The 15,041-nt window shown below is 42.2% G+C and carries 13 protein-coding genes and 1 pseudogene; 6 read left to right on the top strand and 8 right to left on the bottom strand.

The window, feature by feature from the left end:
• Positions 1 to 62 precede the first annotated feature (62 nt).
• The 6 genes from J6U00_RS11380 to J6U00_RS11355 all read left to right on the top strand — a co-directional run bounded on the left by J6U00_RS11380 (position 63) and on the right by J6U00_RS11355 (position 5,700).
• Positions 63 to 482, top strand: coding sequence for an FHA domain-containing protein (locus J6U00_RS11380; protein WP_296581958.1), 420 nt, complete (start codon positions 63 to 65; stop codon positions 480 to 482).
• Entirely contained in the window at positions 472 to 1,767 is a 1,296-nt protein-coding gene (locus J6U00_RS11375; protein WP_296581955.1) for an FtsW/RodA/SpoVE family cell cycle protein, read from the top strand. Before J6U00_RS11380 ends, J6U00_RS11375 begins: the two co-directional genes overlap by 11 nt.
• Complete coding sequence (locus J6U00_RS11370; protein ID WP_296581953.1) at positions 1,764 to 3,125, top strand: penicillin-binding transpeptidase domain-containing protein; 1,362 nt, start codon at positions 1,764 to 1,766, stop codon at positions 3,123 to 3,125. Before J6U00_RS11375 ends, J6U00_RS11370 begins: the two co-directional genes overlap by 4 nt.
• Before the next feature lie 145 nt (positions 3,126 to 3,270).
• Positions 3,271 to 3,798 carry a ribosome-associated translation inhibitor RaiA gene (raiA, locus tag J6U00_RS11365; RefSeq protein WP_296581951.1) on the top strand — a complete coding sequence of 176 codons (528 nt, stop codon included), beginning with the start codon at positions 3,271 to 3,273 and terminating at the stop codon, positions 3,796 to 3,798.
• A gap of 67 nt (positions 3,799 to 3,865) precedes the next feature.
• The gene (locus J6U00_RS11360; RefSeq protein ID WP_296581949.1) at positions 3,866 to 4,534 is read left to right on the top strand and encodes a lactate utilization protein; all 669 of its coding nucleotides are present in this window, start codon (positions 3,866 to 3,868) and stop codon (positions 4,532 to 4,534) included.
• A 191-nt stretch (positions 4,535 to 4,725) separates the two neighbouring features.
• Positions 4,726 to 5,700, top strand: coding sequence for an aldolase catalytic domain-containing protein (locus J6U00_RS11355; protein WP_296581947.1), 975 nt, complete (start codon positions 4,726 to 4,728; stop codon positions 5,698 to 5,700).
• A gap of 42 nt (positions 5,701 to 5,742) precedes the next feature.
• On the opposite strand, the gene J6U00_RS11350 is transcribed toward J6U00_RS11355, so the two are convergent.
• The 8 genes and pseudogenes from J6U00_RS11350 to J6U00_RS11315 all read right to left on the bottom strand — a co-directional run.
• Positions 5,743 to 7,983, bottom strand: a complete 2,241-nt coding sequence (locus J6U00_RS11350; protein WP_296581945.1) for a DNA topoisomerase (ATP-hydrolyzing) subunit A — start codon at positions 7,981 to 7,983, stop codon at positions 5,743 to 5,745.
• Positions 7,984 to 8,211 carry a hypothetical protein gene (locus J6U00_RS11345; RefSeq protein ID WP_296581942.1) on the bottom strand — a complete coding sequence of 76 codons (228 nt, stop codon included), beginning with the start codon at positions 8,209 to 8,211 and terminating at the stop codon, positions 7,984 to 7,986.
• A gap of 12 nt (positions 8,212 to 8,223) precedes the next feature.
• Complete coding sequence (locus tag J6U00_RS11340) at positions 8,224 to 10,203, bottom strand: toprim domain-containing protein (RefSeq protein ID WP_296581940.1); 1,980 nt, start codon at positions 10,201 to 10,203, stop codon at positions 8,224 to 8,226.
• Positions 10,204 to 10,332: 129 nt separating this feature from the next.
• Positions 10,333 to 10,683 carry an arsenate reductase family protein gene (locus J6U00_RS11335; RefSeq protein WP_296581938.1) on the bottom strand — a complete coding sequence of 117 codons (351 nt, stop codon included), beginning with the start codon at positions 10,681 to 10,683 and terminating at the stop codon, positions 10,333 to 10,335.
• A gap of 2 nt (positions 10,684 to 10,685) precedes the next feature.
• Positions 10,686 to 12,125: an Asp-tRNA(Asn)/Glu-tRNA(Gln) amidotransferase subunit GatB gene (gene gatB / locus J6U00_RS11330; RefSeq protein WP_296581935.1), complete on the bottom strand. Its 1,440-nt coding sequence runs from the start codon at positions 12,123 to 12,125 to the stop codon at positions 10,686 to 10,688.
• Positions 12,116 to 13,510: pseudogene (gene gatA, locus J6U00_RS11325) on the bottom strand (Asp-tRNA(Asn)/Glu-tRNA(Gln) amidotransferase subunit GatA). The gene gatB and the pseudogene gatA overlap by 10 nt, the downstream one beginning before the upstream one ends.
• 38 nt (positions 13,511 to 13,548) lie before the next feature.
• Positions 13,549 to 13,815, bottom strand: a complete 267-nt coding sequence (gene gatC, locus J6U00_RS11320) for an Asp-tRNA(Asn)/Glu-tRNA(Gln) amidotransferase subunit GatC (protein ID WP_296581933.1) — start codon at positions 13,813 to 13,815, stop codon at positions 13,549 to 13,551.
• A gap of 181 nt (positions 13,816 to 13,996) precedes the next feature.
• On the bottom strand, positions 13,997 to 15,041 hold a 1,045-nt coding region (locus J6U00_RS11315), incomplete at its 5' end, for a cell wall hydrolase (RefSeq protein WP_296581932.1).

Here is a 15,041-nt window from a genome sequence, read left to right as displayed (position 1 = left end):
CGAAGAGCTTTCTTCGGGATTTTTATTGCAATTTTTTTCTTTTTTTCAATGGAGGTGTTTTCTTGGATTCACTGAATCTGATCTTATGCGTAGCTGCAGCAGCAGCGCTGGATATATGTATACTTGTCCTACTGCTGACAGCATACCGCGAAAGAAAATCCACTAAAAAGAACTGGCATGAAGTTTCCAATGATATGGAGCTTGCAGAACAGGGAAAAACTTATGAACTAGGCTGTGACGAAGTTCTTATAGGACGTCATGCCTCGGCTGATATACGTCTACCGGACCTCTCAGTATCCCGTTATCACGCTATGCTGACTGTATCCGAAGGAAAGTGGTCGATAAGGGATATGGGCTCAAAATCTGGTATCTTTGTTAACGGTGCTATGGTCAGGACTGCCGTTCTTAATGAAAATGACGTTATAACCCTTGGCAACCGTCGTCTGATATTTCGTAAAAGGAGGCAGGAACGTGTACGCTAACCCTATCGCTTATGGCTTTTCCTGTATTTCCGTTCTTTTAGCTCATATCGCAATGATAGTAAATATATACTTCAACGGGAACTACAAAGACACAAGAGATGTCGCAGTACTCGGAGCAGCCGTAATAATAATTGATATATCTTACTTTGTCATAATGCTGCTTTTCAAGCAGTCCTCATATGCTCTGGATTTTCTGCTTATACTTATATTGAATATGAGTTTTATATTCCAGTCCTGCTTCGGAGAAGTCAACTTTGATATAAAGCATCTTATTACCTGTATATTCTCAATAGCTTCGTGCAAGGCAGGATATATACTTTGTAGAAATCACAAGCTACTTCAGCAAAAGAAAAAGCTTATATATGGAGCTGTCGGAGCTGTTCTACTAATAAACCTTCTCGTTGATCTTATTGCAAATGAGATGTGGATAAAGATAGGAAGCTTCACTATACAGCCCTCCGAATTCATAAAACCTCTCTTTGTACTTGCCTGTGCGACCTCAATTGAGGAACAGCAACGAAAGCATAAGGTATTATTTATGAATATCGTATACGAAAATATAACATTGCTTGTCCTAACAGCAGCAATATGCCTTGTACAGGTAAAATCCCACGATTACGGAAGTCTTCCGACCTTTCTCGGCATATTCTCTGTCGGTTTTCTTCTAAGAATATGCTATCCAAAAGCTAAATTTTCGAAGAAAAAGCTTATCTCAGTCATAGCCGTTATTTTCGTATTCCTTCTTATAGGTCTGAAGTATGCTCCAGATTACGTTCAACATCGTCTTCATGTTGATATATGGAACGATAAGACAGGTGACGGATATCAGCAGTCACAGGCTCTTATCGCTATAGCTAAGGGAGGTTGGTTTGGTCTTGGCCCAGGTAAGGGATATCTCTCAAATATATTCGCATACAAAAACGATATCGTATTCGCAACTATAAGCGAGGAATGGGGACTTCTATATGCGCTTATGGCTGTTCTTGCTATCGTTATAATGACTGCCGTACCGCTCATAAATCCTGCACGTTCTTACTACCATGGCACCATATCTGCCTGCGTCTGTGCAGCTTTTACCGTCCAGATGGCACTGAATATATTCGGCTCATGCAATCTTATCCCCTTTACAGGAGTTACTATCCCTTTCCTTTCATCAGGCGGAAGCTCGATGATGGTAAGCGGATTTATGATCGGTATGCTTATTGCATGCCTGTCTCCTTCTTTCAAAGAGCCTAAGCATAAAAAACAGGAAGCCGCTGTTCCGGCATGGAGGTGGCAGGAATGAAAAGTATAAAACGAACTCAGCGAATCATCAGCCTACTTGTGCTGCTTTTTATTGCCGGAATGGGTCTGCTTATCTTCAAACTCGTACACGAATCCACATTCTACATGATGAATTCTGATGTTCATGAATACGGATACGTTTATGACAGGTCAGGGGACGTTCTTTTTGATGGTACAGGAAACGGAACTTATCCGGATAATCATTTCCTTGACGTCGGAAATATAATCGGCGACGACAAAGGGCAAATGAATAATACTCTCGTAGCACAGAACCTTGAAAAAATAAACAATTACAGCTTTAACGAGGGACTTCTCCATAACGGCGGTCACGCAGCTATATATACTACTCTTGACCACAGTGCCAACCGTGCTGTTTATGACGCCTACGGCTACATGGAAGGCTGCACTTGCGCTTACAACTATAAGACCGGCGAGCTCCTCGTCTGCGTCAGTCTCCCCTCTCTTGATGTAACAAAAGGCTATGATGATCTTGAAAACTTCAAATCAGCTACACTTTTATCAAAAAATATGTTCAGGACTGTTCCCGGTTCAACTCAAAAGGTATCTACAGTAATAACTGCGCTTGAAATAATGGGCAGTAACAGACTCTTCTCGAAAAGCTACGACTGTACTGGAAAATTCCATAACAGCTCCGGAGCCGATATCGACTGCCATAATCCTTACGGTCACGGTACGCAGAACATCCAGGAGGCATTTGAAAACAGCTGCAATCCTTTCTTTGCACAGCTTATCGAAGACAGTGATATGCCTTTCGACAGAGTAAAAAAACACTACGAAAAAATGGGCTATGTCCTTAATGGCGGAAAGTCCACATATATCGATATAAACGGTATACAGTGTGAAACAGCTTCGACTACACTTGAAGACCCATACGAATTCAGAACACAATGGGGCTGTATTGGTCAGGGCGATACCCTTGTTAGTCCAATACAGTTAATGATGTGGGAAAGTGCCATAGCCAGCGAAAGCGGAAAAATGACCATGCCTTATCTCATTGACCATATAACAGATACACGCGGAAGTGAAAAAGAAAAAGCAAAGACCAGATTCAGTGATAGGATTTTCTCTGAAAAAACTGCCGATACTATGAAACAGATCATGCTTACAAACGGCTCAGACAAATATGCCTATCTTATCAACGGTTACAAGGTCGGAGTAAAAAGCGGAACCGCTCAAGTAAATGAAGGCATGAAGGAAAACTCGTTGTTGGTTGGTTTTGTTGACGAGCCTGATTTCCCTATTGCTTTCTGTATTCTTATAGAGGACAGAGCAAGCGGATACGTCACAACGGAGCAAATAGCACAAGTACTTCTTGATAATTTAAAAAACGATTTCTGATGTCAGATTAAACAAATTATATATTATGCTTTGTGCATTTCAAACGAAATCAACAAATTCCACTTGTAATATTGCTTCTTTTATGGTATAATATAACCATAAAGTACAGTTTTGCTTCTCGCAAAGCTAAAAAAGGAGGACCAATATGAAGACAACTATCACAGCTAAAAAAATGCAGATACCAACCAACTTTACTGAGTACGCAGAAAAGAGGATAGATTCACGACTCGGAAAATTCTTTGGAGAGGAAGCTGATGCTAAGATTGTAATTTCAGAGATCAAGTCTCAGATCATTCTTGAGCTCACTGTTAAATATAACAGCATAATATTCCGCGCAGAGCGCGCTGCCGAAGACAAATACGTCGCTCTTGACGATGCTATCGACAAGATAATCAGACAGATACGCAAGAACAAGACCAAGGTCGAGAAAAAGCTAAAGGACGCTGCTTTTAAGGAAGCCTTTGCTTATCCGGTACCTGAAACAGTTGATTACGAGGTAATCAAGCATAAGAAATTCAAGATGAGACCTATGGACACTGATGAAGCTATTCTTCAGATGAACCTGCTCGACCATGAATTCTTTATGTTCACAAATGCTGAAACAGGCCTTATAAATGTTGTATACAAGCGTGATGACGGTAATTATGCCGTTCTCGAACCTGACAATGAATAATAAAGAATTATAGATATGCGGGACATTAGTCCCGCATATTGATTTTATGAATGGAGTGTAATATAAAATGGACAACAACAAAAAAACTATCATTGAAAAGAGAATTAATAAAGTCGGGGAAAACCTTAAGAAGAATAATATGGAATTCTATTATGCTGAAACAAAAGACGATGTCTGTTCCATAGTACAGTCACTAATAAAGAAGGGCGATGTCATTACTAATGGCGGTTCTGTAACAATGAAGGAATGCGGAATTTCAGAACTCTTGTCCTCGTCTGAGTATACATACCTTGACCGCTCAAAAATGACACCTGATGAGGTGTCAGAACTCTATATAAAAGCTTTTTCTGCTGACGTATATATATCAAGCTCAAATGCTATTACCGAGGATGGTGTTCTTTACAATGTTGACGGAAACAGTAACAGAATAGCTGCTATAGCATTCGGTCCTAAATCAGTCATCATAATTGCAGGATACAACAAAATAGTAAAGGACCTTAAGGAAGCTGAGATAAGAGTAAAGCGCGAAGCAGCTCCGCCTAACTGCGTCCGCCTTGACTGTGCAACTTACTGTAAGGAAAAAGGCGAATGTGTTTCCTTGTCAAAGGCTGACAGCCAAATATCGGACGGCTGCTGCGGCGACGGAAGGATATGCTGCAACTATCTCATATCCGCTCATCAGCGCCATAAAGGTCGTATTAAGGTAATTATTGTTGGCGAAGAGCTTGGCTATTGATAAATAATATGCTTTTATCTAATGGGGATTTTAAATATAAAATCCCCTTTTGTTTTTTTATTTTGATACAATATAGAAAATCTGAAAAAGTGTTTGACAAATGGCATATACTGTGTTATACTATATTTAAGAACACCGCTTTAAAGTATTACAGTGCAAAGCGATACAGTCTAAAAGGGAGAGGATAAGTTATGAAAGAGTTATCAAAACTTATGAATTACAGGTCTGATGTAAGAGTCGTTGATGCTACGCTGCGCGATGGCGGACTGGTAAATGATTTCCGGTTCAGCGACGAATTCGTAAGGGATCTTTATCTTGCTAATATAAAAGCCGGCGTGGATTATATGGAGTTCGGCTACAGAGCTGATAAGGAAATGTTCGATGTGAATAAATTCGGTCCGTGCAAATTCTGCGACGATGAGTACATACGCTCTATCGTAGGAGAAAACCACACAGATCTTAAAATAGCTATTATGGCTGACGTTGGACGCTGCAACTATAAGCAAGATATTATAGAGCGTGAAAACAGTCCTGTTGATCTTGTACGTGTGGCTGCATATATACATCAGATACCTACTGCCGTTGATATGATAGAGGACGCAAAGAAAAAAGGCTACGAGGTTAGCTGTAATATTATGGCTATATCAAACGCACAGGAATCGGATATAAAGGTCGCACTTGATCTACTTGGACAATCTCCTGTAGATGTTTTCTATATAGTTGATAGCTTCGGCTCCATATATCCTGAGCAAATGGCAAGGATAGCCGCTCTTTATGTTGAGATGGCAGAGAAATATGGCAAAAAAGTCGGTATCCATGCTCATAATAATCAACAACTCGCTTTTGCAAACACTATTGAGGCTGTAGGAGACGGCGTTGACTGGCTCGACGCTACATACTCAGCTATGGGCAGAGGAGCCGGAAACTGTGCTATGGAACTTCTACTCGGCTTCCTGAAAAACCCCAAATACAATGTATATCCTGTTTTTCAGTTTATAGAAAAGCATATATCAAAACTTCGTGAGGAAAACGTAGTATGGGGATATGATCTTCAATATCTCCTAACAGGGCTTTTCAATCAGCACCCGAGAACAGCAATACAGTATACCAAGGAAAAAAGAACTGATATCTCTGAGTACTATAAAGAGATAATCTCTCAGGAATAAAGTCAAACACCGTATCGGCATAAGCTGATACGGTGTTTTTTGTTAGAATGTAAGCTGATTGCTGTCGCCAAGCTCCTTTGCAGGTTTTCCTGCTGCTGGAACGCTCTTTGAACGGTATTTTTCAAGCTCAGGAAGTGCCTCCGGTAAAATTAGCTCTGCAGAAGAAAGCACAGCTTTTCTGCGTAGATTTATCACCTGCACACCCTGTGAATCTCTTGTAGACTTAGGCAGTATCATGCCTGTATTGAATACAAGGGCATGACCGCTGGACGTCCTGAGAAGGATGTCCGTATCATCTGCTGTATAAAGAGCGGCTATAAGTGTTGATTTAGCAGAATATGCATTAGCAAGCTTCTTTCGGTTCGTTTTCGTTTCATAGGATCTTAAGGGTATTTTAGCTGCCTTTCCATTCTCAAAGAAGAAAATAATATATCCGCTGTAATCTGTTGTAGGAACGAGAGTTTTCATATTCTCTCCTTCGTCAAAGCCAAGCTTTGCAGGTATATAGTCACCCATAACGCTTGCCTTTGTATCATCAAAAGAGCTTGCTCTTGACTTGTATGCTTGAGCCTTATCAGAGAAGAATATGAGCTCAGTCTTATTTGTCGCCTCGAAGCTCTGACTTATAAAGTCTCCCTCTTTGAGCTTCTGTTCGCCGCTCATACGCAAAGACTGAGGCGTTATCTTCTTGAAGTATCCGCTTTCGGAAACAAAAAGATTAACAGCGTAATCAGGGATATCATCTATATCGTCCGCTTCCTCAACATCAGTCTGATAATAGAACATAGTCCTTCTCGGTTGCGAATAGTTTTTTATAACATCTTTCAGCTCGTCAACGATAATCTTTCTTATCTTTTTCTTGTCACGGAGTATCTCCTCCATCTCGGCGATATCCTTCCTAAGCTGATCAACCTCTTCAATGCGGCGGAGAATATACTGCTTATTGATATTGCGGAGCTTTATTTCGGCAACATACTCAGCCTGTATTTCATCAATCCCGAATCCTATCATGAGGTTTGGAACAACATCTGCCTCGTTCTCGGTCTCGCGGATTATCTTTATAGCCTTGTCTATATCAAGGAGTATCTTTGAGAGAGCCTCCAGAAGGTGAAGCTTCTCCTTTTTCTTTTGCAGATCATGATAGGTACGGCGCTGAACGCACTCCTCACGAAAGGCAGTCCATTCGATAAGTACCTCTCTAACGCCCATGACCTTCGGAGTACCGGCAATCAATATATTGAAATTGCAGGGATAGCTGTCCTGTAATGGAGTCAGACGATACAGCTTTTGCATAAGCTTATCGGGGTCGGTATTTTTTTTAAGATCTATCGCTATCTTTAAACCGTCGATATCGGTCTCATCACGGATATATGATATCTCTCTTATCTTTCCCTGCTTTACTAGGTCTATTATCTTTTCGATTATAGCCTCTATAGTGGTAGTATATGGTATCTCCGTGACCTCGATACAGTTGGCAACCTTGTCATAGCTGTATTTTGCGCGTACCTTGATGCTTCCTCTTCCGGTTTCATAGACCTTGCTCAGTTCTGTCTCGTCATAAAGCATAAGTCCGCCGCCGGGAAAATCCGGTCCCTTAAGGGTGCTGAGTATATCATGCTCTGGGTTCTTCATCAAGGCTATAGTAGTTTCACAGACCTCTTCAAGATTGAATGGGCATACGTTGCTTGCCATAGATACGGCTATACCTGTATTGGAGTTTACCAGTACAGTCGGGAAAGTAGCTGGTAGCAAAGTAGGCTCCTGCATGGTATTGTCGTAATTTGGTACAAAATCTATAGTCTCCTTGTCAATATCACGGAAGAGCTCGTTGCATATCCTTTCAAGCTTTACCTCAGTATATCGCGGAGCGGCAAAGTGCATCTTGCTGGAATACTGCTTTCCAAAGTTGCCCTTGCTGTCAATATACGGGTGGAGCAGTGCTTCATTTCCTCTGGTCATACGTACAAGGGTCTCATATATAGCCTGATCGCCGTGAGGATTGAGCTTCATAGTCTCGCCAACAACATTTGCTGACTTTGAACGCTCCTTATCGGGGTTAAGAAGTCCCCTTTTGTACATCATGTAGAGAAGTTTTCTGTGAGATGGCTTGAAGCCGTCTATCTCCGGAAGCGCTCTGGAGATGATAACACTCATTGCGTAAGGCATATAGTTTTTCTTAAGAGTATCGGCAATCTTTTCGTCAACTACGCTTCCGGAACCCTCTATATAAGCCTCATGTTTAAATGCAGGCTGTTTCTTGGGAGTTTCCTTTTTCCTTGGCATTTAATCCTCTCCTTGCGATGTTTTTCTGTCCTTCTTTTTCAACAGCTTTTCCGGATCCTTTACATAAGTCCTAACAATACTACCGCAATGGCGACAGATTGTATGGTAAAGCGAAGTCGAATGCAGAAGACTGTCTGCGCTGTATACAGCTCCATAAAAATTCTGATATCCTGTAATAAATTCTGTTCCGCCACAAAAACGGCATTTTGTCATTCTAATCTTTTTCAAGACAACACATCCTTAACTTATATCTGCAAGATCAAGATAATCAGCTCCGTACTCGGATATATAATCCTTTCGTCCCTGAAGATCATCGCCGAGAAGCATTTCAAATATCTCTGCAGATTCGCTGATATCCTCCGAGGTCACCTTTATAAGACGGCGCGTGTCAGGATTCATAGTCGTAAGACTCATCATATCGGGCTCGTTTTCACCAAGACCTTTCGAGCGCTGGATTGTATACTTTTTATCTCCTATCATTTCAAGGATACGCTGCTTTTCCTGTTCCGTATATGCAAAATAAGTCTTTTCCTTGGTATTTATTTCAAAGAGGGGTGACTCTGCTATATAGACATAGCCCTGCTCTATAAGGGTAGGAGTGAGCCTGTAAAGCATAGTAAGTATAAGAGTTCTAATCTGGAAGCCGTCAACGTCCGCATCGGTGCAGATCACTATCTTGCTCCAACGGAAGTTATTGATATCAAATGTAGAAAGCTCCTTGTTGGCTTTGGTAGTAACCTCAACTCCGCAACCAAGAACTTTTATCAGGTCGGTGATTATCTCGCTCTTGAATATCTTTGAGTATTCAGCCTTAAGGCAGTTGAGTATTTTGCCGCGTACAGGTATAATAGCCTGAAACTCGGCATTTCTCGCAAGCTTTACTGAACCGAGAGCCGAATCACCCTCCACAATGTATATTTCACGACGTGAAACATCTTTTGTGCGGCAGTCAACAAACTTCTCGACCATATTTGAAAGGTCGATAGTACCTGTCAGCTTCTTCTTAACGTTAAGGCGAACCTTTTCAGCATTCTCACGGCTTCTCTTGTTTATGAGGATCTGCTCGGCTATCTTCTGGGCTTCATCTGGATTCTCGATAAAATATACCTCCAACTGATGACGCAGGAACTCTGTCATAGCCTCGCGGATAAACTTATTGGTTATAGCCTTTTTGGTCTGATTTGCATAGGAGGTCTGTGTGGAAAAGGACGATGAAACTAGTATAAGACATTCCTCAACGTCGGCATAAGTTATCTTGCTCTCGTTCTTTTGATAACCGTTTATGGACTTGATATAGCTGTCTATCTGAGCCTGAAATGCTCTCTTTACAGCCTCTGCAGGCGATCCACCGTGCTCAAGGAAGCTGGAATTGTGATAATACTCCGTCAGCTTTGCTTTATTTGAAAAAGTAAGCGCAACATCGAGCTTTACTTTATATTCAGGCTTGTCGTCACGGTCTCTTCCCTTTTTCTCAGCAGTCCAGTGTTGTATAGAGGTAAGTGCTCCCTCCCCTGCTATTTCCTTTACATACTCGGTTATACCCGACTCATAGAAGAATTCATGCTCATTGAAACCTCCCGCTTCGTTTTCGGAGCGGAACACAAAGAGTATATTCGGGTTTACTATCGCCTGACGCTTGAGAATATCGCAGAAAAACTCGTCAGATACATTTATATCTGTAAATACTTCAAGATCGGGACGCCAGCGTGTCTTTGTACCAGTCTGCTTTTTCTTTGTTTCTTCTTTTTTAAGACCGCCGACGTTATTTCCCTTTTCAAAGTGCAGGTTATACTTGAATCCGTCACGTATTACCTCAACATCCATAAATTCGGAGGAATACTGTGTGGAGCAGAGTCCTAGTCCGTTAAGTCCGAGGGAGTACTCATAAGATTCGGCAGCAGTATCATACTTACCGCCTGCATATAACTCACAGTAAACAAGCTCCCAGTTATAGCGCTTTTCGTTGTTGTTATAATCAACAGGGCAGCCTCTGCCGAAATCCTCGACTTCTATTTCATTGTTTCTGAAATGAGTGATTATAATTTTATTGCCGTATCCTTCACGGGCTTCATCTATAGAGTTGGAGATGACTTCAAATATCGAATGCTCACAGCCGTCCAGACCATCTGAGCCAAATATAACAGCAGGACGCTTACGGACTCTGTCCGCGCCCTTGAGCATTGATATACTGTCGTTGCCGTAATCTTGTTTCTTAGCCATAATCCTCTGCCTTTCAGTCACATTTTTATGCATACTTGATTATTATACCACATACTGCTTGATTTTGCAAGTGCGCGGCAATATATCTTACAAATAAGCAGAAAAGCAGTCATTTCGACTGCTTTCTGCTTATTTCAACGTCTCTTCGTAATCATTTTCCCTAAACACATCAAGTATTGAACTGTCCGTAACAATGATAGGTCTTTTGACCAGCATTCCGTCTGTTGCAAGGAGCTTCAGTTGCTCCTCCTCGGTCATATCCTTCAGCTTTTCCTTGAGCTCCATGGATTTATACAGCAGACCGCTGGTATTGAAGAATTTTTTCAGCGGAAGACCGCTCATTTTATACCACTTTTTAAGCTCTGCAAGTGTAGGTTTATTCTCCTTGATATCTCTCATTTCATAGCTTTTTCCATTTTCGTCCAGCCATTTCTTGGCTTTCTGACAGGTTGTGCATTTCGGGTAGCATATAAATTCCATTATTATTCCTCCATTTTAAGATTATTTTCAATTATACCTCTTATTTTTGCAGGGTCAGCCTTTCCGCCTGAAGCCTTCATGGCTTGTCCTACTAGGTAGCCCAAAGCGTTTGTTTTACCGTTTTTATAGTCATTTACCGACTTTTCGTTTAAAGCGATGATTCTGCCGGCAAGCTCGCTTAAAAATCCCGTATCTGAATTCTGTACAAGACCGAGCCTGTTAATTATTTCTTCGGTATTTCCGCCATTACTTATAAGCTCGTCAAGAACTATCTTTGCTCCGGAACTTGATATAACGCCGTTTTCCTGTGCGGCACATAGTCCGCAAAGATTCTCAGGCGTTATACCTGTGTCAGCTATAGTCCTTCCGGTATCGTTCATATACCTTGTTATCTCGCCGACTATCCTGTTCGCAAGCGAACGGTAACTACATTTTTCAAGGCTCACACATTTGTCGTAAAGCTCTGCCTTTTCAGGCGAATCTGCTATGATAAAAGCTTCAGAGCTGTTCAGTTCGTGCTCTTTTACATACCGTATCATCTTCTTATTAGGCAGTTCGGAGATCTCAGACTTTGCCTTTCTTACTGCTTCTGGTTCAAGAACTATCAAACCGAGATCAGGCTCAGGGAAAAATCGGTAATCCTGAGCATTCTCCTTGCTACGCATTAGAATGCTCACACCGTTCTTATCGTCCCAGCGCCGAGTTTCGCGCTCAACCGTGCCTCCTTGAGCAATAATTTCTGTCTGGCGTTTTATCTCGTACTCTATCCCCCTCAGAGCAGCGCTGAAACTGTTGACATTTTTTAACTCGCAGCGTGTTCCGAGAGGCTTATCTTTCTCATGCACAGAAACATTCACATCACATCTTATGCTACCCTCCTGCATTTTACAGTCGGATATACTGATGTAACGTAGAACAGCTCTGACAGTTTCAAGAAATATACGCGCTTCGGCAGAACTTCTCAGGTCGGGCTCTGTAACGATCTCTATAAGTGGCACTCCGCACCTGTTATAGTCACAGAGAGTATCGCCTGTTGCTTCATCGTGCATGAGCTTTCCCGCGTCTTCTTCGATATGTATACGGGTTATCCCAATCCTTCTGACTTCATTTTCTGCGAGAATATCAAGATATCCCATGCCGCATATAGGTATATCAGCCTGCGAGATCTGATATGCTTTTGGCAGGTCAGGATAAAAATAATTTTTCCTGTCCTGACGGCTGACCATATTTATCTTACAGTTCAGAGCCTGTCCCATTTTTACTGCATAATAGCAAGCTTGTCTATTCAGGCGTGGCAGTGTTCCAGGAAGTCCAAGACATACAGGGCATATGTTTGTATTAGGCTCCGCTCCGAAAACATTTTTGCAACTGCAAAATAGCTTTGAGTTCGTGCTAAGTTCAACATGGACTTCAAGTCCAATTACAGGTTCTATCACTGCCATGCCGCACCTCCAGTCAGTTCATATCCGTAAGCCGCGTTAAATACCTCATGATCCGCATAATGCTTTCCGATAAGCTGCAGCCCTATGGGCAGTCCCTCCATGCTTTTTCCGCAGGGAACGCTTACGGCTGGAAGCCCTGCCAGACTTGAAGGTACAGTAAAAATATCAGCTGAATACATATCTGTGGTGGATATATCGCTTCCGTACCTGATACCTGCGCTAGGATATACGGGAGCAGCTATAATATCACATCTTTCAAAAGCCTTCTCAAAGTCATATGAGAGCCTTCTCCGGCATGAAAGAGCCCTTTTGTAATAAGATTCTCGATAGCCCTCGCTTAATACAAAAGTACCGAGCATTATACGCCGCTTAACCTCTGCACCGAAGCCTTCTGTACGGCTTCGCCTGTACATATCCAGAAGAGAAACTGCGTCCGGAGACCTGTATCCGTAGCGTACCCCGTCATACCTTGCAAGATTTGATGACGCCTCCGCTGAGGATATAATATAATACGCCTTTACAGCATCTCTTACGGAGGGAAGTGATATTTTTACTATCTCAGCTCCCTGTCGTTCCATAGACCGTAGTGCAGCATCAATTGCTGAAGATATTTCGCTGGTTTCATAGACTCTCATCATCTCAGCTGAAACACCTATTCTGAGCCCTTTTAGCTCTCCTTTAAGCTCTGGGGAAAATTTTTTCTCAAAAGTTGTCACATCTTTGTTGTCCAGTCCGTTTATTGTAGTGTAAAGATAAAAAGTATCCTTTACATTTTTTCCAATAGGTCCTATTCTATCCAGAGATGAGGCAAAAGCGATAAGGCCGTATCTCGATACCGCACCGTAAGACGGACAAAATCCTACTACTCCACATCAGGAAGCCGGCTGACGTACTGAACCGCCGGTATCCGAGCCGAGCGCAAGTACAGCTCCACCGCTGGCAACTGCAGCGGCTGAACCGCCGGAGGAACCGCCTGCGGAATAATCCTTATCCACGGGATTTTTTACAGCTCCGAATATACCTGTATTAGAAGCGGAGCCCATTGCGAATTCGTCCATGTTCGTCTTCCCTATAATAACAGCTCCTGAAGCTTTAAGCCTTTCTACAGCCGTAGCACAGTACGGCGGTATATAGCTTTCAAGCATTCCGGAAGCACATGTGGTACGGAGCCCCATGGTCGAGATATTATCCTTGACTGCTACAGGTATCCCAGTAAGCATGGTTATATCCTCTTTTGCCGCGAGCCTTCTGTCGGCTTCATCAGCTGCCTCTAAAGCCTTCTCATTGAAAGTTATATAGCAGTTTAGCTCGTTCTGTACAGCCTTTGCACGTTCCATAACATCTGAAAGTATTTCTCTGGCACTGCACTTCTTTTTCCTTAGCATGTCCGCAAGCTCTGCGGCGCTCTTATCACACAGGGACATCAATCGTTCACCGTCCTCGGTACAGCAAAACAGCCGTTTGATACCCTCGGTGCATTACTCAAAAGATCCTCACGACTTATACCCGAAGGGAACTCTTTATCGTCACGCAGCGGCATCTCTCCGGAAAAGAACTCGCTTTCGTTATATTCCGGCAAATCCGAAATCATACTGACTATATCCTGTAGCTCTTCGACGATATCGTCCTCTTCGTCTTCGCTTATATTAAGATAAGCCAGTTCTGCGATTCGTTTAACATCTATTTCCATAAACAGCTCCTTAAATAATATCTGGAATAATAAAATTTCGGTTTTCGAGGATGATCCAGAGTTTGCGCAATTGTCGCTCACACATAATATCAAAAAAGATTATAACACATTAACGCTGAAATATCAACCAGTATGCTATTAAATAAAAACAGCCGGCTGGTACAGCCGACTGTTTATCCTATTAATAGAAATGGTTGCTATATCCATCGCCCCAGAAACCTAAGTAACCCTGAGTAAAGGATTCAGGTTCATTAAAGTAAAGGATAACAGCATCTTTGACGCTTTGTGTAACGCCAGAAGAGAATGTAGTCAAAGTAACATAATTCCATGCGCCTGTAAACTGATTCGGTTCTGTGAGCACCCCGTATACAGTATTTGAAAACTTAGGCGAATTAACTCTATTCATGATCACTTCTACTACTAACGCCTTGTTGTAGTCAGATATCCAATTTGAGCCTGCTTCGTTAGCAACTGCATTACAAAGAAGAATATAATCTTCATCTGAAATTGGAAGTCTGTCATTGTCTGCTTCAACGTCGATAGCTACCGGCTCCGTTTCAGGCTCAACGTATGTCTCCGTTGTCTCCTCGGGAGCTTCTGGTACAGCCTCGACTGTAGTAGTAGTCGTTTCGGCTGTATTAGATACAGTAGTTGTCGTTGTGGTTGTAGTTGTTGTAGTTTCTGATGTGGTCGTTGTTGTAGTAGCCTGTGTTGTTGTTGAAGTCATAGCTGCCAGAGCAGCTGTTGTTTCTGTTACTAAATCTGCAACGTCAGCAAGTATTGATGCTGTTGTAGCAGGCTGTGTAACAGGCTGTGTAATTGCAGCCGGCGCGTGAGCCGGTGCTGGCACCGATTTTGAAATCTTAGCAGCATTATCTGCTGCCGCAGAACTGTACTGGGAAGATGTGCCTTCCTGAACAGAACCGATTTTTTTGCTTGCGGCCGTTAAATCATCGGCCATGTTAGATTTCTTGGTGGTTGTTCCTTTGTTTGCAGTTGCATTATCCGTTTCATCTGCAGTTGAATTTACAGATGCTGAATCAACAGCGCTGTCATAATATGTGACACCCTTGTTTTCTTCAGAGATAAGATCTACTTTGCTGATAGTTGAAGAAGTTATGTATCCAACTCCAAATCCACCCGCAAGTACTGATGCAACCACTCCGCAAGCTAACGCTGCGGTTTTGAGATTACCCATCAACTCATCCTTTCCTGAAAAAGCATTT

It is taken from the genome of Ruminococcus sp. (assembly GCF_017650195.1).
In the GTDB taxonomy this organism is placed as follows: Bacteria; Bacillota; Clostridia; order Oscillospirales; family Ruminococcaceae; genus Ruminococcus.
Note: the sequence above shows the minus strand (reverse complement) of the source record. Positions and strands in the feature narration are given on the sequence as shown.

Excerpts from the sequence above, each read along its gene's own strand:
- J6U00_RS11370 (WP_296581953.1), top strand. The coding sequence starts at position 1,764 with ATGAAAAGTATAAAACGAACTCAGCGAATCATCAGCCTACTTGTGCTG.
- raiA (WP_296581951.1), top strand. The coding sequence starts at position 3,271 with ATGAAGACAACTATCACAGCTAAAAAAATGCAGATACCAACCAACTTT.
- J6U00_RS11360 (WP_296581949.1), top strand. The coding sequence starts at position 3,866 with ATGGACAACAACAAAAAAACTATCATTGAAAAGAGAATTAATAAAGTC.
- J6U00_RS11355 (WP_296581947.1), top strand. The coding sequence starts at position 4,726 with ATGAAAGAGTTATCAAAACTTATGAATTACAGGTCTGATGTAAGAGTC.
- J6U00_RS11350 (WP_296581945.1), bottom strand. The coding sequence starts at position 7,983 with ATGCCAAGGAAAAAGGAAACTCCCAAGAAACAGCCTGCATTTAAACAT.
- J6U00_RS11340 (WP_296581940.1), bottom strand. The coding sequence starts at position 10,203 with ATGGCTAAGAAACAAGATTACGGCAACGACAGTATATCAATGCTCAAG.
- J6U00_RS11335 (WP_296581938.1), bottom strand. The coding sequence starts at position 10,683 with ATGGAATTTATATGCTACCCGAAATGCACAACCTGTCAGAAAGCCAAG.
- gatB (WP_296581935.1), bottom strand. The coding sequence starts at position 12,125 with ATGGCAGTGATAGAACCTGTAATTGGACTTGAAGTCCATGTTGAACTT.
- gatC (WP_296581933.1), bottom strand. The coding sequence starts at position 13,815 with ATGGAAATAGATGTTAAACGAATCGCAGAACTGGCTTATCTTAATATA.